General features: G+C 69.8%; 19 protein-coding genes and 1 pseudogene. 11 read left to right on the top strand and 9 right to left on the bottom strand.

The annotated features are described in order from the left end of the window. The first annotated feature begins 135 nt into the window (after positions 1–135). From treS to AC1XX3_RS04160, 3 genes are read left to right on the top strand one after another with little or no spacing between them, the layout of a single operon-like run. Positions 136–2406 carry a maltose alpha-D-glucosyltransferase gene (treS, locus tag AC1XX3_RS04170; RefSeq protein WP_483319811.1) on the top strand — a complete coding sequence of 757 codons (2271 nt, stop codon included), beginning with the start codon at positions 136–138 and terminating at the stop codon, positions 2404–2406. Between the two features lie 21 nt (positions 2407–2427). Beyond that, positions 2428–3432, top strand: coding sequence for a selenide, water dikinase SelD (selD, locus tag AC1XX3_RS04165; protein ID WP_483319810.1), 1005 nt, complete (start codon positions 2428–2430; stop codon positions 3430–3432). Positions 3433–3443: 11 nt separating this feature from the next. Next, positions 3444–4079: an MSMEG_6728 family protein gene (locus tag AC1XX3_RS04160; protein WP_483319809.1), complete on the top strand. Its 636-nt coding sequence runs from the start codon at positions 3444–3446 to the stop codon at positions 4077–4079. A 94-nt stretch (positions 4080–4173) separates the two neighbouring features. On the opposite strand, the gene AC1XX3_RS04155 is transcribed toward AC1XX3_RS04160, so the two are convergent. From AC1XX3_RS04155 to AC1XX3_RS04115, 9 genes and pseudogenes are all read right to left on the bottom strand, one after another. Beyond that, entirely contained in the window at positions 4174–5568 is a 1395-nt protein-coding gene (locus AC1XX3_RS04155; RefSeq protein WP_483319808.1) for a hypothetical protein, read from the bottom strand. 33 nt (positions 5569–5601) lie between these two features. Next, positions 5602–6918 carry an L-lactate MFS transporter gene (locus AC1XX3_RS04150; protein ID WP_483319807.1) on the bottom strand — a complete coding sequence of 439 codons (1317 nt, stop codon included), beginning with the start codon at positions 6916–6918 and terminating at the stop codon, positions 5602–5604. 17 nt (positions 6919–6935) lie between these two features. Beyond that, positions 6936–8141 (bottom strand): NrfD/PsrC family molybdoenzyme membrane anchor subunit, encoded by a 1206-nt coding sequence (nrfD, locus tag AC1XX3_RS04145; protein WP_483319806.1) that lies wholly within the window; start codon positions 8139–8141, stop codon positions 6936–6938. Continuing rightward, positions 8138–9112, bottom strand: a complete 975-nt coding sequence (locus AC1XX3_RS04140) for a 4Fe-4S dicluster domain-containing protein (protein WP_483319805.1) — start codon at positions 9110–9112, stop codon at positions 8138–8140. Before AC1XX3_RS04140 ends, nrfD begins: the two co-directional genes overlap by 4 nt. Continuing rightward, positions 9109–11874 (bottom strand): annotated as a pseudogene (fdh, locus tag AC1XX3_RS04135) (formate dehydrogenase); the annotation flags it as partial. The gene AC1XX3_RS04140 and the pseudogene fdh, both read right to left, overlap by 4 nt. A gap of 12 nt (positions 11875–11886) precedes the next feature. Further along, positions 11887–12456: a hypothetical protein gene (locus AC1XX3_RS04130; protein WP_483319804.1), complete on the bottom strand. Its 570-nt coding sequence runs from the start codon at positions 12454–12456 to the stop codon at positions 11887–11889. A 98-nt stretch (positions 12457–12554) separates the two neighbouring features. Then, positions 12555–12860 (bottom strand): HAD family hydrolase, encoded by a 306-nt coding sequence (locus AC1XX3_RS04125; protein WP_483320210.1) that lies wholly within the window; start codon positions 12858–12860, stop codon positions 12555–12557. 16 nt (positions 12861–12876) lie between these two features. Beyond that, a complete protein-coding gene (locus tag AC1XX3_RS04120; RefSeq protein ID WP_483319803.1) occupies positions 12877–14043 on the bottom strand; it encodes a Gfo/Idh/MocA family protein in 1167 nt (388 codons plus the stop codon). Between the two features lie 65 nt (positions 14044–14108). Beyond that, a complete protein-coding gene (locus AC1XX3_RS04115; protein ID WP_483319802.1) occupies positions 14109–14969 on the bottom strand; it encodes a sugar phosphate isomerase/epimerase family protein in 861 nt (286 codons plus the stop codon). Positions 14970–15216: 247 nt separating this feature from the next. Between AC1XX3_RS04115 and AC1XX3_RS04110 the strand changes: the two genes are divergently transcribed. The 8 genes from AC1XX3_RS04110 (at position 15217) to AC1XX3_RS04075 (ending at position 22915) form a co-directional block, all read left to right on the top strand. Next, the gene (locus AC1XX3_RS04110) at positions 15217–16503 is read left to right on the top strand and encodes an MFS transporter (protein ID WP_483319801.1); all 1287 of its coding nucleotides are present in this window, start codon (positions 15217–15219) and stop codon (positions 16501–16503) included. Between the two features lie 50 nt (positions 16504–16553). After that, positions 16554–17546, top strand: a complete 993-nt coding sequence (locus AC1XX3_RS04105) for a Gfo/Idh/MocA family protein (protein WP_483319800.1) — start codon at positions 16554–16556, stop codon at positions 17544–17546. A 143-nt stretch (positions 17547–17689) separates the two neighbouring features. Next, positions 17690–19168 (top strand): purine-cytosine permease family protein, encoded by a 1479-nt coding sequence (locus tag AC1XX3_RS04100; protein ID WP_483319799.1) that lies wholly within the window; start codon positions 17690–17692, stop codon positions 19166–19168. 2 nt (positions 19169–19170) lie between these two features. Beyond that, entirely contained in the window at positions 19171–19713 is a 543-nt protein-coding gene (locus AC1XX3_RS04095) for a cysteine hydrolase family protein (protein ID WP_483319798.1), read from the top strand. A 63-nt stretch (positions 19714–19776) separates the two neighbouring features. Beyond that, entirely contained in the window at positions 19777–20865 is a 1089-nt protein-coding gene (locus tag AC1XX3_RS04090; RefSeq protein WP_483319797.1) for an LLM class flavin-dependent oxidoreductase, read from the top strand. Positions 20866–20886: 21 nt separating this feature from the next. Beyond that, on the top strand, positions 20887–21279 hold the full coding sequence (locus AC1XX3_RS04085) for an ArsR/SmtB family transcription factor (RefSeq protein ID WP_483319796.1): 393 nt from the start codon (positions 20887–20889) through the stop codon (positions 21277–21279). Beyond that, positions 21246–22004 carry a cation efflux transmembrane domain-containing protein gene (locus AC1XX3_RS04080; protein ID WP_483319795.1) on the top strand — a complete coding sequence of 253 codons (759 nt, stop codon included), beginning with the start codon at positions 21246–21248 and terminating at the stop codon, positions 22002–22004. Before AC1XX3_RS04085 ends, AC1XX3_RS04080 begins: the two co-directional genes overlap by 34 nt. Next, positions 22004–22915 (top strand): cation diffusion facilitator family transporter, encoded by a 912-nt coding sequence (locus tag AC1XX3_RS04075; protein ID WP_483319794.1) that lies wholly within the window; start codon positions 22004–22006, stop codon positions 22913–22915. The genes AC1XX3_RS04080 and AC1XX3_RS04075 overlap by 1 nt, the downstream gene beginning before the upstream one ends. The last annotated feature ends 2 nt before the right edge of the window (positions 22916–22917 follow it).

Raw genomic sequence — 22917 nt, 5'->3', positions numbered from 1 at the left:
GGATCGACCGGTTGCGAGGCCATGCGCGGCATCGTAGCCGTGGGCCCCGCTCGAGGCCTGGCCCAGCCGTGCTTCCGCCTGAGCGAGATGACACGATGGTGTCACTGACGACCCGAAAGAGGGGTAGCGGAGTCGATGACCGACGACCCGACCAAGATTGACATTCCCGCCATCCCAGCGCCTGGGGTGGTTGATCCGCGCGCCGGCGACGGCGAGGTGACCACCGACATCAACTTCGACGAGCAGTTCTACCCGGCGCGGCCTCGTGGGCTGCGACCGCGGGCTCGGCGCAAGCTGACCTTCAGCGGCGACCTGATGCCGCCGTTCGAGGCCATCGGCACCAACAAGGCGTACGTCGAGTGGCTGGTGAACCAGTCGATGCTGGGTGACGCCGTGATGATGGCGCGCCAGCTCGCCGGGCAGTCGAGCATGTGGAACAACCCGTACGCGCATCCCAACCCGCGGCATGCGGTGGACACCGCATCGGTCTGGTTCACCGCCTATCCGCTGTCGCTGATCACCGGCAAGAACCAGTCGTTCCTGGCCGCGCTCGGGTCGGAGGATCTGTGGGCCGCGTTCGAGGAGGTGGGGATCCGGGCGATCCACACCGGTCCGGTGAAGATGGCCGGTGGCATCAGCGGCTGGGACCCGACCCCGAGCATCGACGGTCACTTCGACCGGATCAGCATGGCCATGGACCCGTTGTTCGGCACCGAAGACGACTTCCGCACGATGTGCGAGTCGGCCGCGGCCCACGGCGGCACCATCATCGACGACATCATCCCCGGGCACACCGGCAAGGGCGCTGACTTCCGCCTCGCCGAGATGAACTACCGCGACTACCCCGGGATCTACCACATGGTCGAGATCCCCGAGGAGGACTGGGGTCTGCTCCCCGACGTCGCCGAGGGCCAGGACTCGGTCAACCTCGACTCCGACTGCGAGACCAAGCTGCAGGAGGCCGGCTACATCATCGGCCAGCTGCAGCGGGTGATCTTCTACGAGCCGGGCGTCAAGGAGACCAACTGGAGCGCCACGCCCGAGGTGGTCGACACCAAGGGGGTCACCCGACGCTGGGTCTATCTGCACTACTTCAAGTCAGGTCAGCCCTCGATCAACTGGCTCGATCCCACGTTCGCGGGGATCCGGCTGGTGATGGGTGACGCGCTGCACTCGTTGATCGACCTCGGCTCCGGCGGCCTCCGGCTGGACGCCAACGGGTTCCTCGGGGTGGAGAAGTCGGCCGAGGAGTCACCTGCCTGGTCCGAAGGTCACCCACTGTCGGAGACGGCGAACCAGCTGATCGGGTCCATGGTCCGCAAGGTGGGTGGCTTCACCTTCCAGGAGCTGAACCTGACCATGGACGACATCTACGCCACGTCGCGGTCCGGACCCGACTTGTCCTACGACTTCGTCACCCGGCCCGGATACCACCATGCCTTCGCCACCGGGGACACCGAGTTCCTGCGCCTCACCCTGCGCGAAGGGCTGCGGATCGGCCTGGACCAGGCCTCGTTGGTGCATGCGCTGCAGAACCATGACGAGCTGACCTATGAGCTGGTGCACTTCGCCACCACGCACGGTGACGACCTCTACACCCTCGGCGGGGTGGAGATGACCGGCAGCGACATGGCCGAGAGCATCCGCGAGACCCTGCGGCAGAAGCTCACCGGCGAAGCGGGACCGTACAACGCGATCTTCACCCAGAACGGCATCGCCTGCACCTCGGCCTCGATGATCGCGGCCACCCTCGGCATCCACGACCTGGCCGAGCTGAAGGACAGCGATGTGGAGCGGATCAAGTCGGCGCACCTGCTGCTGGCCATGTACAACGCCTTGCAGCCCGGGGTCTTCGCCCTGTCCGGCTGGGACCTGTGCGGCACCTTGACCCTGGACCGGGCGGAGGTGAAGTCGCTGATCAGCAGCGGCGACACCCGCTGGATCGAGCGAGGGGCCCACGACCTGATGGGTTGGGACCCCGAGGCTGTGCACTCGTCCTCGGGCATGCCCAAGGCGGTCTCGCTCTACGGCACGCTGCCGGACCAGCTCAGAGACCCGAACTCGTTCGCGGCCAGGTTGTCGGCGATGTTGAAGGTCCGCGAGGACCACGGCATCGCCACCGGCATGCTGCTGGACGTACCGGAGGTGCCGGAGCCGGCGATGCTGGTGATGGTCAACCGACTCGCGGTGGGGGCGATCCAGGTCACCGTGCTGAACTTCTCCGAGCGCGAGATCGGTGGCGTCGTGACGTCACCGGAGCTGCCCGTGGGTGGCCTGGTCAGGGACCTGGCCACCGGCGAGGAGCTGACCACGGTCGACGCCGACAACAGCATGAAGATCAGCCTGGGCGCCTTCGGTGGGGTGGCGCTGATCATCGAGGAGGCGGGGCTCTCGCCGGTCACGTGAGTCGATACGTAGAGTGACGTCATGAGTCCAACGACGACCACTCAGTCGACCACCTATCGGTTGACCCAGTACGCCCACGGCGGCGGCTGCGCCTGCAAGATCCCTCCCGGTGAGCTGGAGCAGATCCTGGCCGGCCTCACGCCGTGGACCTCAGCCGAGCTGCTGGTCGGGCTGGACTCGGGCGACGACGCGGCCGCGGTCAGGATCAACGACGACCAGGCGATGATCTCCACCGCCGACTTCTTCACGCCCGTGGTCGACGACGCGTACGACTTCGGCCGGACCGCCGCCGCCAACGCCCTCTCCGACGTCTACGCCATGGGCGGGCGGCCGGTGGTCGCGGTCAACCTGGTGGGGTGGCCGCGTGACGTGCTGCCCGGCGAGCTGCTGCGCGAGGTGCTCCGTGGCGGCATGGACATCGGCCGGGAGGCCGGCTGTCACGTGGCCGGCGGACACAGCATCGACGACCCCGAACCGAAGTACGGCATGGCGGTCACCGGGCTGGCCCACCCGGATCGGCTGCTGCGCAACGATGCCGCCCAGGTGGGACTGCCACTGAGCCTGACCAAGCCCCTCGGCGTCGGGGTGCTGAACAACCGGCACAAGTCCACCGGCGAGGTGTTCGAGCAGGCCATCGCCTCGATGGTGGCACTGAACGCTGCCGCTTCGGCCGCGGCGGTCGCCGCCGGTGTTCGCGCCGCCACCGACATCACCGGGTTCGGGCTGCTCGGGCACGCCTTCAAGATGGGTCGGGCCTCGGGGGTCACGCTGCGGATCGACGCGGCGGCGGTGCCCTATCTGGACGGTGCCCGCGACGCGCTCCGCGACGGCTATGTCAGCGGCGGCACCCGGCGCAACCTCGACTGGGTCCGCGATCACCTCGATGCGAGCGTCGACGAGGATGAGCTGCTGTTGCTGGCCGACGCCCAGACCAGCGGCGGGCTGCTGGTGGTCGGCGAGATCCCGGGTGCCTCGGTCATCGGCGAGGTCGTCGCGGCGGGGGACCACACCCTCGTCGTTCGCTGACCTGCCCTGCGATGCAGACCTTCGTGCCCTACGCGGATTTCGAGGCGACAGCCCGGGCACTCGACACCAAGAGGCTCGGCAAGCAGCGGGTCGAGGTGATCCAGATCGTCCGCGCCCTCACCGTGCCCGGCTATGCCTGGTCCTCGCACCCGGCGGTGCTGATGTGGAAGGGGTACGAGGAGGCGCTGGGCCGCTACGGGGTCACCATGTGCGAGGTCTGGCTGGAGCGTGGCTTCGACGACACCTGTGCCGCCACCATCACCGCCGACCTGGCCACCGCGGGGATCCCTCGGCTGCGGACGTACGCCGAGCTGACCGCCGCCGATGCCCTGCCCGGCTGGCTGTTCGACCCGGCGGTGCAGCGTAGTCACCGCTCCGCGCTGGTGCGCAAGGAGCCCGAGCACTACCGGGCGTTGTTCCCCGACGTGCCCGACGATCACGACTACGTCTGGCCGGTGCGCTCAGCTGCAGTGGTGGAACGCGAGCTCCGCCGAGCGGACAACGCCCGGAAGCGGCAGGAGCGGGCCGAGGAGGCAAAGCTGGCGGAGCTGGCCAGGGCTCGGCGGCGGCGTAGCGCGGCGGCTCGCCGCGGCTGGCAGACCCGTGCCGCTCAGGAGAGCCGGGCGCGGGACTCAACAGGGGACTAGCGGGTCGCGGCCTGACCGGCGCCGTCGGATCGGTGGCGCTGCAGCAGAACCCGCGCGGCTCGGCGCGGCGACCTCGGGCACGACGCGGGTGGCGTCAGTGGTTGCTGGAGACGCTGCCGACGCGGTCTGCTGTGTGCCGCCGCAGGGTGAGCGCGACTGCGGCCAGCACGATGACCAGCATGGCGATGTTGTGACCGTATTTCGCCGACCTCGCCACCTCGCCGACGAGCGGGTCGTAGGTGAAGGCGAGCAGCCCACGCACCAGAAGAGGTGCCGCAGCGGCGAGGGCGACCTGACCGGCGCCCCACCCGCGCGACCGCGACCAGCGCCCGAGCAGCAGTCCCGCCCCCGCCAGCGCAGTGGTCGCCATCGCGACCCCGGTCCAGGTCTCCGCGGCGAACGCGTGCACCATGGCCGGCACCAGCAGCACCGCGAGCACCACCCAGGGCCGCGGGGCCACTCCCTCAGCGGTCGAGCGGGCGGGCCGCGGCAGAAGCACCGCGGCCAGCACCAGGCCGGCGACCAGCAGCAGCGACACCACCACCTGCACGATCGACGCGTGCGCGGCCTCGGAGGTGAGGTGTCCGAACAGGACCAGAGCCGAGGCGCCGACGTACAAGACCGCCACGACGGCCAGAGCGGACCGGCTCAGCCAGGGCACCTCCGCCGTCGTGGGCCGCGCACCCTCCACCAGCGCGATGGGTGCGCAGATGCTGAAGACGACGTGCCCGCCGACGAAGTTGACCAGGTTGAATGCGCTGATTCCCAGCGGAGCGATCAGGGTCGCCCGGTATGTCTCGTCCCACCCCTCGATCTGCCGGTAGTCAGCGCTGAACAGGGACTGGTCCACCAGGCCTGCCTGCACCAGCCCGAAGGCGGTGGCCAACAGCACCATCCCCCGCCATCGGAGTTGGCGTCGGCGCGCGACCTCGCGGATCAACAGGGCCGGGCATCCGTACAGGGGCACGAAGACCAGCAGATTGGCCAGCAGGCGGACCGGGTCGCCGGTCGAGTCGTCGTAGGCCGCCAGGTATTCCGCGCAGACGGGAGCCAGCACGAGCAGACCGGCCACCTGGGCCGTCCTGGCCCAGTCGTGCCGTCGCCAGCGCCGGATCCGGACCTGCGCCAGTAACGCGACCACTCCGGTGATCAGCGCTCCGAGCGCCGCGATGAGCTGCACCCACAGCGCCGCCCCGACCAGCGCGCTGCTGGGCCGGTCCAGCACGCCGGAGTCGAGCAGCTGGAACACCACCGCCCCGGCGGCCAGGGTCGACAGAGCGAGGGTGAGGGGACGCTGCACCGCCAGCAGCATCGCGGCGGCCACCACCAGCAGCACCAGACCCGGCGGGACCACGTAGTTCTGCATCGAGCCGGTCGCCCACCGGACGGCGACCGCGCCGGCAGCGATCACCAGGCTCAGGATCTGCAGACCGGTGCACCGAGCGAGGAATGAGCGACGTTGCAGCACAGCAACAAGTGGAACATGCATGTCCCATTCTAGTCAAGCGTTGTTCCACTCACCCTAGCTGGTCGTGGCCTGACCGGCGTCGTCGGACCCGAGCGCGCCCTCGTCCGCGTCGCGGCGGACCCGAGGCATCCGGGTGACCAGCGGCAGGGCGCAGGCGATGAGCGTGATGATGCCGATGGTGGTGTAGGCGGAGGTGTAGTTCTTGGTGCTGCCGATCAGCGACGAGGTGAGCAGCGGCCCGACGACACCCCCCAGGCTCCAGCCGATCAGCATCAGCCCGTAGATCCCGCCGGCGTTCTTCACCCCGAAGAAGTCTCCGGCCGTGGCCGGCATGGTGCCGAACGCACCGCCATAGCAGAGGTAGATCAGGGCGGCCAGGGCGAAGAACAGCGCTTGGTTGGAGACGTGCGGCAGGAGCAGCAGGCCAAGGCCCTCCACGGCGAGGATGACCAGGAAGGTCGGCATCCGGCCGATCCGCTCCGACAGGGCGGCCAGCACCACCCGGCCCGCCCCGTTGAAGATCGCCAGCACCCCCACCGCGGCAGCCGCGCCGGCGGCGGTGTAGCCGGCGACGTCGGTGGCCGTGGCCGCAGCCTGCGAGATCAAGGAGATGCCCGCGACGACGGCGAGAGTCAGGATGGCGGTCAGGGCATACCACTGCCAGGTCCGCAGCGCCTCCCCCTGGGAGTAGTCCCGGCCGCTGTCGACGACCCGTCCCGAGGTGGCGGGGACGTACCCGGGGACCGAATAGCCCGCGGGTGGGTTGCGGAAGAACGACGCACCGGCCACGGAGCAGATCAGATAGCCGATCCCGAGCGGCAGGAAGGCCGAGGTGGGGGTCTCGGGGTTGCGGTTGATCAGCCACTGCGCGATGGGCGCGGTCAGCACCGCACCGAAGCCGAAGCCCCCGACGGCGAGGCCGGTGATCAGTCCTCGGCGGTCGGGGAACCACTTCTGCAGCATGGCGATCGGCACGATGTAGGCCAGGCCGAGGCCGAAGCCACCGATCACGCCATAACCGATCACCAGCAACGGGAGCTGGGAGGCGTCCCCGGCGAACGATGCCACGATGACGCCCGCGCCGTAGATCGCGCCACCGATGATCGCCACCGTGCGCGGTCCGCGCCGATCCTGGATCCTTCCCCCGATGTAGGTGCCGATGAAGATCATCCCGATCGTCACTTCGAAGGGCAGGGTCGACTCGACTTTGCCCAGTCGGAACGGTTCTGCTGTCTGGAGCGCCTTGCTGAACACACTCCAGGCGTAGACGGCGCCGATGGAGAACTGCAGCAGCAGAGCGGCGGCGACCAGGCCCCAGCGACCGCGGGTCGGGTTGTCGGTGGTCGAGCCGGTGGTGCGGGCGGTGCTCATCGGACCTCCTGGGGCGGCTACGAGCCTGCGGGTGGCGTGGTGCGGGCGGGCTCCCCGGCCGCGGGACCCGTCTCGGAGCCGCGGGTCGTCTGTGCCGCTCGGCGGCGGTTGAGTCGTTCCCGCTGCGGAACGACTGTGTACTTGGGATCTCGGGCCGACTCCTGACCGGCCTCGAACACTCCGAACCGGGTGCAGGCCGAGCCGGCGAGCAGGGCGGCTCCACTGAGAGCGGCCGCCAGCCGGCTGCGGCGGCCCAGGACGACGGTGCCGAGCGCTCCGGCACCGGTCAGGATCTTGCTCGCCGTCATCAGCCGACCCGCGGTGCCGGTGTGCAGCGCCTCCGCGGACAGGCCCATCGACCGCTCCATCCGGTGCTCGACGGCGAGCTCGGCGATGGCGCCGGCCACGGCCAGCCGGCGGGCCGGGCCGGTCTCGCTCACCGGAGACGTGATCATCGCCAACCCACCGGAGGCAGCGGCGGCAGAGGACACGAACACGAACGGCAACTCGCGGTGGGCGTCGTGCCAGGCCGGGCTGGCCGTGTCGGTCAGCAGCACTGCGGTGTAGGACGCCACCGCCGGCGCGATGCCGGCGGCGGCGATCCCGGCCGGTCGGGCGGTGAGCTCGAGCAGCCGGCTGACCACCGGGATGCGGAACGGCAACAGCGCCAGGATCTCCGCCCCACCGGCCACGACGGCGCCCGGACCGTACGCGGTGAGCACCCAGGTGCCCACCGACATCGGGGAGGTGGGCTTGATCACCCGCAGCATGTTGAGAAAGCGGGAGGGTCGGCCGAGGTCGTGCACCAGTGCGAGGAGGCTGACGCTGATCGCGCCCAGGGCGCTGATCCGGGCCGAACGACGCAGCACCGGGCGGTCGGTCAGATCGGCGCCGGCACCGAGCAGCGAGGAGCCGGCGGCCACGCCGCCCAGGAACAGGTACGCCGGGATGTCGGCCGCCCACGGAGACGGCTTGACCACCGGCCGACCGTAGTAGGAGGTGAAGGTGGCGTCCGGCACCATCTTCTCCTCGGCGCGACCACGGCCACCACGTCGTCGGCCGCCCCGACCCGAACCCGGTCGCTCGTTCAGCCGCGTATCGGCCGCCCGGGCGCTGCCCCCACCGCCGGTGCCGACGGTGGCCTGCCGGCCTGCCGCCCCGTCCGGCGGGTTGGCAGCGGACTCCGGTGTCGGGGAGCCGGGGCCGTGGCTGGGGTTGCTCATCGCCGCCCCCCGGCGAAGGCGGCGACCGCGGCGGTCAACAAGCCGACCGCGGCCAGTCCGGCGTGCTTCCACATCCGCGGCAGGTCGGCGGTGGTGACGATCGGGTCCGGCGGCAGGCCGTACACCTCGGGTTCGTCCAGCAGCAGGAAGAAGGCACCGGCACCCCCGGTGCCGCCCTCGGGGTCCTCGCCGTAGAGTCGCGCGTCTGCGATGCCGTGCTGGTGCAGCGTGGCCACCCGATCCACCGCCCGCTCCCGCAGCTCCGAGAGGGTGCCGAACTGGATCGACTGGGTGGGGCAGGCCTTGGCGCAGGCCGGCGTCTGGTCGTCCTTGAGCCGGTCATAACACAGCGTGCACTTCTGCGCGATGCCGACATTCTTGGTGTTCTGATCGCCGATCCGCCGGTCGATGACGCCGTACGGGCAGGCGGCCACGCAATAGCCGCAGCCGTTGCAGATGTCCTCCTGCACCACCACGGTGCCGAACTCCGTGCGGAACAGCGAGCCGGTCGGGCACACATCCAGGCATGCCGCGTTGGTGCAGTGCTTGCAGACGTCCGACGACATCAGCCAGCGGAAGTCGGTACGCTCCGCGGCGTCCGGCGACGAGCTCGGCAGGTCGAAGGCGGGCATCCCGAGGTCGACCTTCGCCCGTTCCGGCTGGGTCGCGGTCTGCGGCACAGCGATGGTGACGCCGGTGTCCTGAGCCCCGAGCGGCTTGCGCTGCTCGATGAAGGCCACGTGCCGCCAGGTGTCGGCGCTCAGCTGCCCGGTGTTGTCGTAGGAGCTGCCGAGCATGGTGAAGCCGTCGTCGGGAACACCGTTCCACTCCTTGCAGGCGACCTCACAGGCCTTGCAGCCGATGCAGATCGAGGTGTCGGTGAAGAACCCGACCCGGACCTCCGGGTCCTCCCAGCCGGCGTCCGCCGCCGGGCCGAGGGGGTCCGACGAGCCGAACGGTTGGGTGCTCATGGCGCTCCATCCCCGACCGGTTGGCCGTTTGAGTCTGACCCGGCACCGTTGGCCGGGTCGGCCACGTTGCGCAGCTCGTTGCCGGTGTCGACGGTGATACCGGCTCGGCGGAGATACCCCGCGACGTACTCCCGCAGCGCGGGACCACGGGGACGCCGGCCCGGCTGGATGTCGCAGGACGCGACCTTGGATTCCTGGATGTGCACGTTCGGATCCAGGGTCACACCGAACAGGTCGTTGGCCGAGTCGCCGCTGACGAGGGCGTCGCCGCCAACGCCCCAGTGGTACGGCAGCCCGATCTGGTGGATCACCTTGCCGCCGGCCCGCAGCGGCACCACGCGCTCGGTGACCAGCACCCGGGCCTCGATCGCGGTCCGGGCGGTGATGATCGTGGCCCAGCCGTTGTTGACCAGTCCGCGCTCGCGGGCCAGCTCGGGGGAGACCTCGCAGAAGAACTCCGGCTGCAGCTCCGACAGATACGCCTGCCAGCGCGACATGCCGCCCGCCGTGTGGTGCTCGGTCAGCCGGTAGGTGGTGAACACGTAGGGGAACACCTCGGCCCCGGCCTCGTTCCCGGACGGGTTCGAGTAGTTGTCGGTCCGCCGATAGACCTCGCGAGTCGGGTTGGCCTGCTGGCTGTACATCGGGTTCCTGACCGGGGACTCGTGCGGCTCGTAGTGCGTCGGCAGCGGTCCGTCCACCAGTCCGGTGGGTGCATAGAGCCAGCCCTTGCCGTCGGCCTGCATGATGAACGCGTCGTCGCCACGCAGCGCCGCCGGTCCGGCCGCACCATCGGGCGGCCGATACGACGGGGGCTTCGTCAGCTCGAAGTCGGGTACGTCGTGACCGGTCCACTTCTGCTGGTCCTCGTCCCACCAGACGTACGCCTTGCGCTCGCTCCACGGCTTGCCGTCCGGGTCGGCGGCCGCCCGGTTGTAGAGGATGCGCCGGTTCATCGGCCACGCCCAGCCCCACTCCGGAGCCACCCAGGACTGCTCCCGGCCCGGCTTGCGGCGCGCTGACTGGTTCACCCCGTCGGCGTAGACGCCGGAATAGATCCAGCAGCCGCCGGAGGTGGAGCCGTCCGGGGCCATCTCGTTGAAGCCGGTCAAGGTCTGGCCCTGCTTCGCACCACTGAGATGGACGCCGTTGATCTCGCGCAGTACCGCTTCGGCAGAGATCTCCCCATCCTCGGTGGGGTAGTCCCAGGTCAGGTCGAGCAGTGGCCGGTCCCGCGGGTCGGTGGAGGCGGCGAGCCGGTCACGCAGCTTCTGGCCCAGCAGGTAGAAGAACTGCAGCTCGCTCTGGGCGTCACCCGGCGGGTCGACCGCCTTATGGTGCCACTGCAGCATCCGCTGCGTCTGGGTGAAGGTGCCACCCTTCTCGACGTGGGCCGCGGCCGGGAAGAAGAACACCTCGGTGTCGATGTCCGTCGTCGTCAGCTCACCCGTCTCGATCTCCGGGGCGTCCTTCCAGAAGGTGGCCGACTCGATCAGGTTCAGGTCGCGCACGACCAGCCACTTCAGGTGGGCCAGACCCAGCCGTTGCATCCGGCCGTGGGCTGAGCCGACGGCCGGGTTCTGGCCGAGCAGGAAGTAGCCGTCGATCTCGTCGCGGAGCATCGACATCACGGTGGAGTACGTGCCATGGTCACCATTGATCCGGGGCAGATAGTCGAACGCGAAGTCGTTCTCGGCAGTGGCCGCGTCTCCCCACCAGGCCTTGAGCAGGTTGACGGTGTAGGTGCGGGCGTTGGTCCAGAAGCCCTTCTGGTCCGGGCTGGCGATCTGGGCGACGTAGTCGTCCAGCGTGTCGTGCTCGCCCGCCTTGGGCATCGGCAGATAGCCCGGAAGCAGGTTGAACAGGGTGGGGATGTCGGTCGAGCCCTGGATGCTGGCGTGCCCGCGCAGCGCGAGGATCCCGCCGCCGGGTCGGCCCATGTTGCCCAGCAGCAGCTGGATGATCGCCGACCCGCGGATGTACTGGACGCCGACGGTGTGATGGGTCCAGCCGACGGAGTACACCCAGGTGGTGGTGCGCTCCCGACCGCTGTTCTCGGTGACCGCCTCGCAGACCTCCGCCAGCTGCTCCGCGGAAATGCCGCAGACCTCCTGGACCAGCTCGGGGGTGTAGCGGGCGTAGTGCCGCTTGAGCACCTGGAACACCGTCCGCGGGTGCTGCAGGGTCTCGTCTCGTTCCACGTCGGCGTGTGACAACGGGGCGCCGTGGCCACCGAGCTCCTGTCCGGCGCCTCGGTCCCCGGACGACTCCGTGCCTTCGCCGCCCTGGCCACCGGCGTCGTCCTGCCCGCGTTCGGCGGCGGTGTTGGCACCCTCGTACGCCCAGCTGGTCGTGTCGTAGGTGCCCGTCTCCGGGTCGTAGCCGGAGAACACGCCGTCCAGGTCGTCGACGTCACGGAAGTCCTCGGTCACCAGCGTCGCGGCGTTGGTGTAGGCCACCACGTACTCGTGGAAGTACTTCTCGTTGCTGAGGATGTAGTTGATCACCGCACCGAGGAACACGATGTCGCTGCCGGCGCGGATCGGGACATGGGTGTCGGCCGTCGCCGAGGTCCGGGTGAACCGGGGGTCGATGTGGATGACCTTCGCGCCGCGCGCCTTGGCCTCCATCACCCACTGGTATCCCACCGGATGGCACTCGGCCATGTTGGAACCCTGGATGACGATGCAGTCAGCGTGCTGCAGATCCTGCAGGAAGCCGGTGGCGCCGCCCCGGCCGAACGAGGCTCCCAAACTGGGAACCGTGGCGCTGTGTCAAATACGGGCCTGGTTCTCGATCTGGATGGCACCGAGCGCGGTGAACAGCTTCTTGATCAGGTAGTTCTCTTCGTTGTCCAAGGTGGCGCCGCCGAGGGCGGCGATCCCCATGGTGCGGCGCAGCGGGGCGCCGTGCTCGTCGCGGTCCTGCCACCACCGGTTCCGCGACGCGACAATACGGTCGGCGATCATCTCAGTCGCCTCGTCGACGCCGATCTTCTCCCAGGTGGTGCTATTGGGCCGGCGGTAGAGCATCGTGGTGGCTCGTCCCGGGCTGGTGACCAGCTGCTTGCTGGCCGACCCCTTCGGGCAGAGCCGACCGCGCGACACGGGGGAGTCCGGGTCGCCCTCGATCTGCACGACCTTCTCGTCCTTGACGTACACCCGCTGGCCGCAGCCCACCGCGCAGTAGGGGCAGATGCTCTGCACCACCCGGTCGGCGGTCGAGGTCCGTGGCTCCGAGGCGCGGGTGTGAGCCGACTGCACAGCCGCACCGCGGCCCAGCGGGTCGGAGCCCGTCAGCTGCCGGAGGACCGGCCATTCCAGAAAGGTCTTGCGGATGTCCATCCCAACCTCCTACCGCTCACCCTAGCCGCGCCCTGCGCGGGTGTCAGTACCCGTGAGGTCCGGGCGTAACCGCTGCGGGCAGCGGGACGGTCGTCGCGTCAGGCCAGCGTGGCCAGCAGGGACGCGTCGAAGTGCTCGAGCAGGTCGGCCGGGTCCTCGTACACCTGGTCCGCCCCGGCCTCGGTCAGCTGCTGGCGCGAGATCCCGCCGCACGCCAGCGCGATGCAGCGGATGCCGGCGTCGTGGGCGGACTTGACGTCCCAGACCGTGTCACCGACGGCCACCGTCCGGGCCGGATCGAGGCCGTGCTTCTGCATCGCGGTCAGCATCAGGTCGGGCGACGGCTTGGCGGCGTCGACGTCGCCCGAGGTCGCGGCGCCGGTGACGCGATCCTCGGCTCCGATGACCCAGGTCAGCCGGTCAGCTCCGGGTCGGGAACTGGCCTTCCTCGCTGATCCGCTTGTTCAGCTCCGCGAGATACTCGTCCTCGTCGAACTCGAGCGGGACCTCACGTCCGGTCCAGCTGGACAGGTGGATGGCGTTGGCCAGCCGGACGCCGTTGATGCCGTCCGAGCCCGGTGCCAGCAGCGGGGTGCCGTCGAGGATGTTGGCGGCGAAGTTCTCCAGCACGCCGGCGTGCTGGCCGCCCCACTCGGACGGGAACTCGATCACCTCGTCGGTGTAGTAGTCAGACGTCTTGACCTGGCCGCGGAAGAGCTTGGCCACGTCCTCGGGGGCGATGCTGTTGCTGATCTCCACCTCCGGCTTGACCAGGCGGGTCACCGTCGCGGTCTTGCTGCCGGTGACGACGATCTTGCCCGCGTCGCCGAGGATCTCGAACCGGTCGGTGCCGGTCATGTCGTGGGTCGCGGTGACGAAGACGCCGGTGGCGCCGCCGCCGTAGTCCACCACTGCGGTGACCTCGTCCTCGACCGCGATGTTACGGCGGAAGCCGTACGCGACCTTGGCGTAGACGGTCTTCGGTACGCCGCAGATCCACTGGAAGAGGTCGAGCTGGTGCGGTGCCTGGTTGACCAGCACGCCGCCGCCCTCGCCGCCCCAGGTGGCGCGCCAGGCGCTCTGGTCGTAGTAGCCCTGCGGCCGCCACCAGGTGGTGATGATCCAGTTGGTCCGCCGGATGGCGCCGATCTCGCCGGCGTCGACGATCTCCTTCAGCCGCTTGTACAGCGGGTTGTTGCGCTGGTTGAACATGATCCCGAAGGACAGCTCGGGCTTGGTCGCGGCGAACGCGTTGAGCTCGCGCACCTGGCTGGTGTAGACGCCGGCCGGCTTCTCCACCAGCGCGTGGATGTCGCGCGAGAGGGCGGCGATGCCCATCTCGGGATGCAGGTAGTGCGGGACGCAGGTCACGACGGCGTCGACGTCGCCGCTTTCCAGCATCGCCACATAGTCGTCATAGAAGGGCACGCCCGGATGCTCGGTGGCCGCCCGCTCCTTCTTGGCCGGGTCGATGTCACACAGCGCGCCGATCTCCATGTTGGGCACTTTCCCGTCCCGCAGGAAGGTGGCATACATGCCGCCCTGGGTGCCGAAGCCGATGATGCCGAGTCGGACTGTGGTGCTCATCTGTTGAATCTCCATCACGTCGTGTGCCAGTGGACCTGCATCGCTGCAGGAGGAGCGAAAACCCCTCAGAAGAGGTCGGCGTGGCCGAGGGCCACCAGGTTGTCGTACGAGATCTGCAGGGCCTCCCAGACCGTGCGCCCGTAGAGCTGGTCCTGCTCGACCAGCAGGTATTCCGCGCCGGCGCTCAGGCTGTGCTCGATGATCGAGGCGAAGTCGAGGTTGCCCTCACCGACCTCGGCGAACTGCACCACGTCGCGGAAGTGGGTGAAGAAGCCGGCATGGTCGCCGTTGGCCAGCATCGCGAAGGCCTCTTCGGGGACCCGGCCGATGCGGTAGTCCTTGAGGTGGATCATGGCCGCCTGACCGGCGTACTTGTCGATCGTCCGAACCGGGTCCAGGCCGCCCCGCTGCACCCAGTGGACGTCGATCTCCAGGCCCATCGCCGGGGAGTTCTCCGCGATCAGGTCGAGCAGGTAGCGCCCGTCGTACTTGGTGAACTCGACATGGTGGTTGTGGTAGTAGAGGCGAATGCCGACATCGGCGAAGCGCTCGGCGTAGCCGTTGGCCCGCCGGGCGAAGTCCAGCACCGTGTCCAGCGAGCGCAGCGCAGGCAGCGGCAGCATCCCGATCCGCAGCATGGAGGCGCCCACGGTCTGTGCGTCGGCGACGATCTTGTCGAAGTCGCGGTCGAGGGAGTCGTTCGGCGCACCGGGGGGCGAGTCGATCGACACCGACAGCGACGCGATGTCCATGCCCAGCTCCTCGCGGGCCTTCCGAAGCTCGGCCACCGTCTCCGGCGTCATCGGGATCTGCGAGACCTCCACGGCGTGGTAGCCGATGTCGCTGATCTTCCGCAGCGTCTCGAAGGCTCCCACCTCCGCCACGCTGTCCTTGAGCATCATTGCCTGTACGCCGATGGTGGCCATGTCTTCTCCTTCGCGCACGCCGGCAGCCCTGCCGGTGTGGGTGGTGTCGCGACGAATGTACGGAGCCCCGGTTGGGAATGGCAACCGATTGCCACTATTTGCCATCCCGGGCCGTGCGGCGTCGTCGAGGGGCCCGACTGGATCGCGGCGGCTACCATCGACGGGTGCCGCGCCGGTCCGGGCGTGGCAGAGGTCTTGACCCGTCCGCGTGCTGCAGAGCCCGGTGCGGCGTGGATGGAGTGGTGACGTGAACAGCCAGGAGATGGGCACAGGGCTTGGTGCCTACGTCCGGTTGCTGCGGTACGGACCCGCGGCGGGTCCCTTCTTCGCCGCCTTCGTCGCCCGGTTGCCGGTGTCGATGGCGCCGTTGGCCATCCTGCTGCTGGTCGAGCACGAACGGTCGGCATACAGCCTGGCCGGTTTCGTCACCGGCGCCTTCGCGATCGGGTCCGCCGCCGGCACACCGCTGTGGGGCCGGCTGATGGACCGGTTCGGCCAGGTCGGCGTGCTGCTGGCCACCTCGCTGACCAGTGCCTCGTTCCTCGTCGCTGTGGCGTTGGCCACGATCTCCGGCGCGCCGATCGTGACGCTGGTCATCCTCGCGGCGCTGGCGGGCGTGTTCTATCCCCCGATGAGTCCCGCCATTCGGGCCGCCTGGCGGGTGATCTTTCCCGACCTGGCGTCGCGGCGGGTGGCCTTCGCCCTCGACGCGACGGCGGTCGAACTGGTCTTCGTCGGCGGCCCGCTGCTGCTCGCAGGGCTGCTGGCCTTCACCGCACCGGTGGTGCCGCTGTTGGTGACCGCGCTGCTGATGGCCGGTGGCGGCGTGGCCTACTGCCGGACCGCGGCGGCACGAGCCTCCCGACCGGATCGGAGGAAGGGGACCGAGGTGCGGGTGGACGCCGGTGTGCCGCGTTCTGCGCTGGCGGCGACCGGCGTCGCCGCTGTGCTGGTCACGATGCTGGCCCTGAGCACCGGCTTCGGACAGCTCGACACCTCCATGGCGGCCACCGCGGGCGAGGTGCTCGGGAGCACCGAGAAGGTGGGCATCCTCTTTGCGGCGATCGCCGGGGGCAGCGCCGTCGGCGGGCTGGCGTTCGGTGCCCGCCACTGGGGCTTCACCGAACGGCGCGCGGTCCCGGTCATGCTGGCGGTCTTCGCCGTATCGCTCTCGCTGATGGCCTTGATGCTCACCTTTGAGATCGTCTCGCTGTGGGCGCTGCTGCCGCTGTTGTTCGTCACCGGTCTCACCATCGCGCCGACGCTGATCATGCAGCAGGCTCTGCTCGACCACCTGGCTCCGTCCTCGCGGCTGAACGAGGCGCAGGCCTTCCTGTCCGCCGCCAACACCACCGGCGCCGCGGCGGGCACCGCGCTGGCCGGCCTGTTGATCGACTTCCACGGTCTGGGCTGGTCCTTCGGCGGCGCCGCCATCGGCGTGGCCCTCGCCTGCGGCGTCGCGTTGGCCAGCCAGGGACACTGGCGTACGGCCGCGGCCACGGTGGAGGCCAATGCGGCACCGGCGGTGCGCTGACGCTGAGGGCTGCCGCAGTGGGCGGAGCGGACGGCACTAGGCTGCCCGCCATGGTTGTCCAGCGCGAGTCCATCCGGTGGGGCATCATCGGCGTCGGGAACGTCACCGAACGCAAGAGCGGCCCAGGATTCCAGCAGGCGCAGGGCTCCGAGCTGGTGGCGGTGATGCGCCGCAGCGCCGACCTGGCCCAGGACTACGCCCGACGGCACGGCGTCCCTCGCTGGTATGCCGACGCCGACGAGCTGATTTCCGACCCGGAGGTCGACGCGGTCTACATCGCCACCCCGCCGGACTCCCATGCCGACTATGCGGTGGCGGTCGCGGCGGCCGGCAAGCCGGTGTACGTGGAGAAGCCGATGGCACGGACCTCCGCCGAGTGCGAGAAGATGATCGCCGCCTGCGAGTCGGCCGGAGTCCCGCTCTTCGTGGCCTACTACCGGCGAGCGATGCCGCGTTTCGCCACCGTCAAGGACCTGCTCGACACGGGCCGGCTCGGGACCGTGCGGTCAGTGGTGGTGCGCAACCAGCGCCCCGCGGACATTCTCGGCGCGGAGCTGCCGTGGCGGCTACAGCCGGAGATCTCCGGCGGCGGTCACTTCGTCGACCTGGGATCGCACGCGCTCGACGCCCTCGACTGGCTGTTCGGGCCGGTCACCGAGGTGCACGGCACGGCGACCGGTCGATCTGAGGTGTCCGCGGCCGAGGACCTGGTCACCGCGACCTTCACCTTCGCCTCCGGAGTGCAGGGTGTCGGGCTGTGGGACTACGCGGCGGGCGATGTCCGTGACGAGATCGAGGTGGTCGGCACCGGCGGCGTGCTGCGGTTCTCCTGCTTCGGTCAGGAGCCACTGCGATTGACGACCGACGAGACCCTCGAGGAGATCCGGGCGCCCTACCCGGACCCGGTGCAGCTGCCGTTGATCCAGCAGATCGTGGATGAGCTGCTGGGTCGTGGCACCGCGGCCAGCACCGGGCACACCGCGCTGCGGACGGCGCAGGTGATGGACGCCTTGCTGGCCGGTCACCGCTCTCAACGGCAGTGATACCGCTGCCAACGGCAGTGACCTAGACCTCGTTGACAGCCTCCGCGGCCGGTCCTACGGTCGAGTCGACCTGACCCTTGGTGGCCGGGTCCTCGCGCCGGCGGTGATGGCGGCGCCGGCTGGCCCGCACCGAAAGGTTTCCGATGACCACCCTCGACCCGCGCAGCCTTCCGGAGGCGAAAAGCCTCAGCGTCGAGCTCAACGGCATCAACCTGATCGAGGAGCACGAGCGCAAGGGCCGCCCGCGTGACCTGTTCTGGCCCTGGTTCGGCGCCAATGTCTCGGTGCTGGGCATCAGCTATGGCTCCTTCGTGCTCGGCTTCGGGATCTCCGCCACCCAGGCGGTAGTCGTCGGGGTGGTCGGCATCGTGGCTTCCTTCTTGCTGTGCGGCATCGTGTCGCTGGCCGGCAAGCGCGGCTCCGCGCCCACCATGGTGCTCAGCCGGGCCGCGTTCGGTGTTCGCGGCAACCGGGTCCCGTCGGTCATCTCCTGGCTGCTGACCGTGGGCTGGGAGACGGCCCTGACGGCGTTGGCCGTGCTGGCCACCTCGACCGTCTTCACCGAGCTCGGTTTCGCCGGTGGCACCACCACCAAGGTCATCGCCTTGGTGGTGGTCGCGGCGCTGATCATCGCCGGTGGGGTGGCAGGGTTCGACGTGATCATGCGGATGCAGCTGGTGATCACTGTGGTGACCGGTGTGCTGACCGTGGTCTACGTCGCGTTGGTGCTGGGGTCGATCGACATCGCCACGGTGGCTGCGATCCCGGCCGGCTCGGCGCCCTCGGTGATCGGCGGGCTGATCTTCATGATGACCGGCTTCGGCCTCGGCTGGGTCAATGCGGCAGCGGACTACTCCCGCTATCTGCCTCGGTCGGCCGGCAGCGGCGGGGTGGTCGGCTGGACCACGTTCGGCTCGTCCCTGGCCCCGGTCCTGTTGCTGATCTTCGGGGTGCTGCTGGCCGGCTCCTCGACCGATCTCAACGAACGCATCGCCGCCGACCCGATCGGGGCGCTCACCTCGATCCTGCCGACGTGGTTCCTGGTGCCGTTCGCCGTCGTCGCGGTGCTCGGCCTGGTCGGCGGGGCCGTGCTCGACATCTATTCCTCAGGGCTGGCCCTGCTGAGCGCGGGGCTGCGGGTTCCGCGCTACGTCGCGGCCGGCATCGACGGCGTGCTGATGATCATCGGCTCGGTCTATCTCGTCTTCTTCGCCAGCGACTTCCTCGGGCCCTTCCAGGGCTTCCTCATCACCTTGGGTGTCCCGGTCGCGGCCTGGTGCGGCATCTTCATCGCCGATCTCGTCCTGCGGCACGCCGACTACGCCGAGACCGACCTGTTCGACCGGACGGGGCGCTACGGCGACATCCGCTGGCTGCCGATCGGCCTGATCGTCGTGGCCACCGTGGTCGGCTGGGGTCTGGTCACCAACTCGATGGCCGGCTGGCTCGGCTGGCAGGGCTATCTGCTCGGGGCCACCGGACTCGGCGGCCGTGAGGGCGGCTGGGCGTACGCCAATCTCGGGGTGCTGGTGGCGCTGGTCATCGGCTTCGCCGGCTATCTGGCACTGGGTCGCGGCGCGGTCCGGACCCAGGAGCGGGCCCACGCGACGGTGGGCGCATAGCGGTGAGCGGCTCGCGCTGGCTGGTCGTCGTCGACCTGCAGACCATCTTCCGTGGCCCGGACAGCGACTGGGCCGCGCCGGAGTTCGACACCATCGTGCCGGTGGTGACGGCGTTGGCGGAGCGCTTCGGTGACCGGGTGGCGTACACCCGCTTCGTCGCTCCGCGCCGACCGGCCGGTGCCTGGCGCCCCTACTACCAGCAGTGGCCGTTCGCGTTGGTGCCACCCGAGGACCCGCTCTACGACCTGGCGCCCGAGCTGGCCGTGGCCGGACACCCGGTGGTGACCCGGACGACGTTCGGCAAGTGGGACCACGAGCTGGCCACCCTGCTCGGTCCGGACGCGACGATGGTGCTGGCCGGGGTGTCCACGGACTGCTGCGTACTCTCCACCGCTCTGGCCGCGGCGGACGCGGGCATCCGCGTGGAGGTGGTGACCGACGGGTGCGCCGGGGCCAGCGACGCCGACAACACCCGAGCCCTGACGGCGATGAGTCTGTACGCCCCGCTGATCACCTTGACCTCGGCGGCTGAGGTCGAGGTCTGAGCGGGACCGTTCGTCGATCGCCACCGGGCTGGAATACCTGACCGGACGCGGTGTTGACCTGGTGTGAGCCCACGCCCGATCGCAGCCCTGTCCGTCCTCGACCTTGTTCCCGTCCGCGGTGACCAGACGTCCGCCGACGCGGTACAGGCGTCGATCGAGCTGGCCCAGGTGGCCGACCGCCTCGGGTATGCGCGGTACTGGGTCGCCGAGCACCACAACATGGCCGCCGTGGCCGCCACCAACCCGCCAGTGCTGATCGCGATGCTGGCCTCGGCCACCGATCGGATCCGGGTCGGCTCGGGCGGCGTGATGCTGCCCAACCACGCCCCGCTGGTCGTGGCCGAACAGTTCGCCCTGCTGGAGGCGGCGTTCCCGGGTCGGATCGACCTCGGCATCGGCCGCGCGCCCGGCAGCGACCCGGTGACCAGCTGGGCCCTGCGGACCGGCGCGGGTCGTGGCGACGAGGACATCACCCGGTTCCCCGACTACGTCTCCGACGTGATCGCGCTGATGGATGCCGATGGCGTCGCGTTGGATCTCCAGGGCCGCGCGTACGGTCTGAAAGCAACCCCCCAGGCGTCCAGCATCCCGACCGTGTGGTTGCTCGGCTCCTCGATGTACTCCGCCGAGCTGGCCGCGGCCAAGGGCCTGCCGTACGTCTTCGCCCACCACTTCTCCGGCCAGGGCACCGCTGAGGCGCTGCGCACCTATCGCTCCAGCTTCCAGCCGTCGGATCTGCTGGCCGAGCCCCGGACCTTCCTCACCGTCAACGCCGTGGTGGCCGAGACCACCGAGCTGGCCGACCGGTTGGCGTTGCCACAGCTGCTCGGGATGCTCGCACTGCGGACCGGCGGACCGATGCAGCCGCAGCTGTCGGTGGAAGAGGCCGAGCGGGTCGAGGTGCCGGCGGCGCACCTGCCGCTGGTGCAGGACATGAAGCAGCGCTGGGTGATCGGCTCGCCGATCGAGGCTGCTGCCGAGCTCCGGACGCTGGCCGAGACCTTCGACGTGGACGAGGTGATGGTCAACCCGGTGGCCGGATCGTTCGACGAGTCCGACCCCCGCCGCGCGGAGACCCGGGTGCAGACGATACGGCTGCTCGCCGGCGAGATGCTGTCCGCCACCGCACTGGACCGGTTGACAACTACCTGAGTTCTGCGATGTCATCGTCTCATGGCGATGAATGAGGCGGCGAATGACTTGCGCGAGCTGGCCGAGGCGGCCGACGCCTCGACCGAGTTCGACCCGAGTGGCGCCGTGGCGCTGTTCCGCAGTCTGGCCGACCCGGCCCGCCTGCTGATCCTGCGGCATCTCGCTCTCGGCGAGCACCGTGTCGTGGACCTCACCGCTCATGTCGGCCTGGCCCAGAGCACCACGTCCGCCCATCTGGCCTGCCTGCGTGACTGCGGTCTGGTCTCGGTACGCACCGTGGGCCGAAGCTCGGTCTATGCGCTCGCCACCGCGCCAGAGCTGATGGAGCTGCTCGGCGCTGCAGAGCGGCTGCTGTCGGTGACCGGCGACGCCGTTGAGCTGTGTCCGACCAACGCCGCGCCGGTGTCGGCCTGATGACCGACCTGCTGGTGCCCGTCACCTCCGCCCGGACCGCGCTGCTGCACCGCCGCGTCCGTCTGCTCGTCGCCGGAGTGATCGGCTACAACGTGGTGGAGGCCATCGTTGCCATCCTGGCCGGCAGCCGGGCGTCGTCGAGTGCGCTCATCTCCTTCGGTCTGGACAGCTGCGTCGAGGTCCTGTCCGCGGCGGCGATCGCCTGGCAGTACGCCGGAGCTGACCCACGAGTGCGGGAGCGGAAAGCGCTGCGGACGGTGGCGGTCTCCTTCTTCCTGCTGGCCGGCTACGTCGGACTGGACGCCGTCCGGCGGTTGCTCGGGAACACCGAGGCAGAGTCCAGCGTCGTCGGTATCGCGCTGGCAGCGGTCAGTCTGGTGGTGATGCCGCTGCTGTCCCTGGCTGAGCGTCGGGCCGGCCGCGAGCTGGGCTCCGCCAGCGTGGTGGCCGACTCCAAGCAGACCCTGCTGTGTGCCTGGCTGTCAGCAGTGCTGCTGGCGGGTCTGCTGCTCAACAGCGCCCTCGGCTGGAGCTGGGCGGACCCGGTGGTCGCGCTGGTCGTGGCCGTCGTCGCCATCCGCGAAGGCGTAGCGGCCTGGCGCGGCGACGCCTGCTGCACCCCAGCCTCGGCGATCCTCACCACGGACACCTCGGCCCTGGCCGGCAGCGCCTCAGTCGAACCCGGCTGCTGCGCCGACTGCGGCTGCGACCGGGCGGAACGCTGATGGGCCACGACCACACGTCCCACACCGCCACCGGCCGGCAACGATCGCGGCTGGTGGTGGTCATCGCCATGACGGCCGGCGTCTTCGTCCTCCAGGTCATCGGCGGGTTGCTGTCCGGATCGCTGGCGCTGCTGGCGGACGCCGGTCACATGTTGACCGACTCCACCGGCCTGGTCATCGCCCTGATCGCCACCGTCCTGGCCGCCCGTCCCGCCACCAGCGCACGGACGTACGGACTGCAGCGGGCCGAAGTGCTGGCCGCGCTGCTCAACGGGCTGCTGCTGGTGGCCGTCGCGGTCTGGGTGCTGCTGACCGCGATCCGGCGGTGGGACGAGCCGGTCGAGATCGCCGGGCCGCTGATGCTGGCGGTCGCGGTCGTCGGCGCTGTAGTGAACCTCGCCGGCCTGCTGGTGCTCCGTCGGGGTGCCGCAACCAGCCTGAATCTGCGCGGGGCCTACCTCGAGGTGGTCGGGGACCTGCTCGGGTCGGTGGCGGTGATCATCGCCGCCGGAGTGATCCTGCTGACCGGCTGGCACCGGGCCGACTCGATCGCCTCACTGGCGATCTTCGCCATGATCATCCCGCGGGCCTGGTCGCTGCTGCGCGAGGTGGTCGACGTGCTGTTGGAAGCCACGCCCCGCGGCGTCGACCTCGACCAGGTCCGCGACCACATCGTGGAGGTGCCCGGCGTGGTGGACGTACACGACCTGCACGCCTGGACCATCACCAGTGGCAGTCCGGTGCTGTCGGCGCACGTGGTGGTCGACGCCACCTGCATCGCCGACGGTCGGTCGGGGGAGGTGCTGGACCAGCTGGGGGAGTGCCTCGGTGAGCACTTCGCGCTCGAGCACTGCACCTTCCAGCTGGAGCCTGAGGGTCATCTGGACCACGAGCACCGGTCCCACGCCTGACG

The organism is Microlunatus sp. M237, from assembly GCF_056896895.1.
Note: the sequence above shows the minus strand (reverse complement) of the source record. Positions and strands in the feature narration are given on the sequence as shown.

Excerpts from the sequence above, each read along its gene's own strand:
- treS (WP_483319811.1), top strand. The coding sequence starts at position 136 with ATGACCGACGACCCGACCAAGATTGACATTCCCGCCATCCCAGCGCCT.
- selD (WP_483319810.1), top strand. The coding sequence starts at position 2,428 with ATGAGTCCAACGACGACCACTCAGTCGACCACCTATCGGTTGACCCAG.
- AC1XX3_RS04160 (WP_483319809.1), top strand. The coding sequence starts at position 3,444 with ATGCAGACCTTCGTGCCCTACGCGGATTTCGAGGCGACAGCCCGGGCA.
- AC1XX3_RS04155 (WP_483319808.1), bottom strand. The coding sequence starts at position 5,568 with ATGCATGTTCCACTTGTTGCTGTGCTGCAACGTCGCTCATTCCTCGCT.
- AC1XX3_RS04150 (WP_483319807.1), bottom strand. The coding sequence starts at position 6,918 with ATGAGCACCGCCCGCACCACCGGCTCGACCACCGACAACCCGACCCGC.
- nrfD (WP_483319806.1), bottom strand. The coding sequence starts at position 8,141 with ATGAGCAACCCCAGCCACGGCCCCGGCTCCCCGACACCGGAGTCCGCT.
- AC1XX3_RS04140 (WP_483319805.1), bottom strand. The coding sequence starts at position 9,112 with ATGAGCACCCAACCGTTCGGCTCGTCGGACCCCCTCGGCCCGGCGGCG.
- AC1XX3_RS04130 (WP_483319804.1), bottom strand. The coding sequence starts at position 12,456 with ATGGACATCCGCAAGACCTTTCTGGAATGGCCGGTCCTCCGGCAGCTG.
- AC1XX3_RS04120 (WP_483319803.1), bottom strand. The coding sequence starts at position 14,043 with ATGAGCACCACAGTCCGACTCGGCATCATCGGCTTCGGCACCCAGGGC.
- AC1XX3_RS04115 (WP_483319802.1), bottom strand. The coding sequence starts at position 14,969 with ATGGCCACCATCGGCGTACAGGCAATGATGCTCAAGGACAGCGTGGCG.
- AC1XX3_RS04105 (WP_483319800.1), top strand. The coding sequence starts at position 16,554 with ATGGTTGTCCAGCGCGAGTCCATCCGGTGGGGCATCATCGGCGTCGGG.
- AC1XX3_RS04100 (WP_483319799.1), top strand. The coding sequence starts at position 17,690 with ATGACCACCCTCGACCCGCGCAGCCTTCCGGAGGCGAAAAGCCTCAGC.
- AC1XX3_RS04085 (WP_483319796.1), top strand. The coding sequence starts at position 20,887 with ATGGCGATGAATGAGGCGGCGAATGACTTGCGCGAGCTGGCCGAGGCG.
- AC1XX3_RS04075 (WP_483319794.1), top strand. The coding sequence starts at position 22,004 with ATGGGCCACGACCACACGTCCCACACCGCCACCGGCCGGCAACGATCG.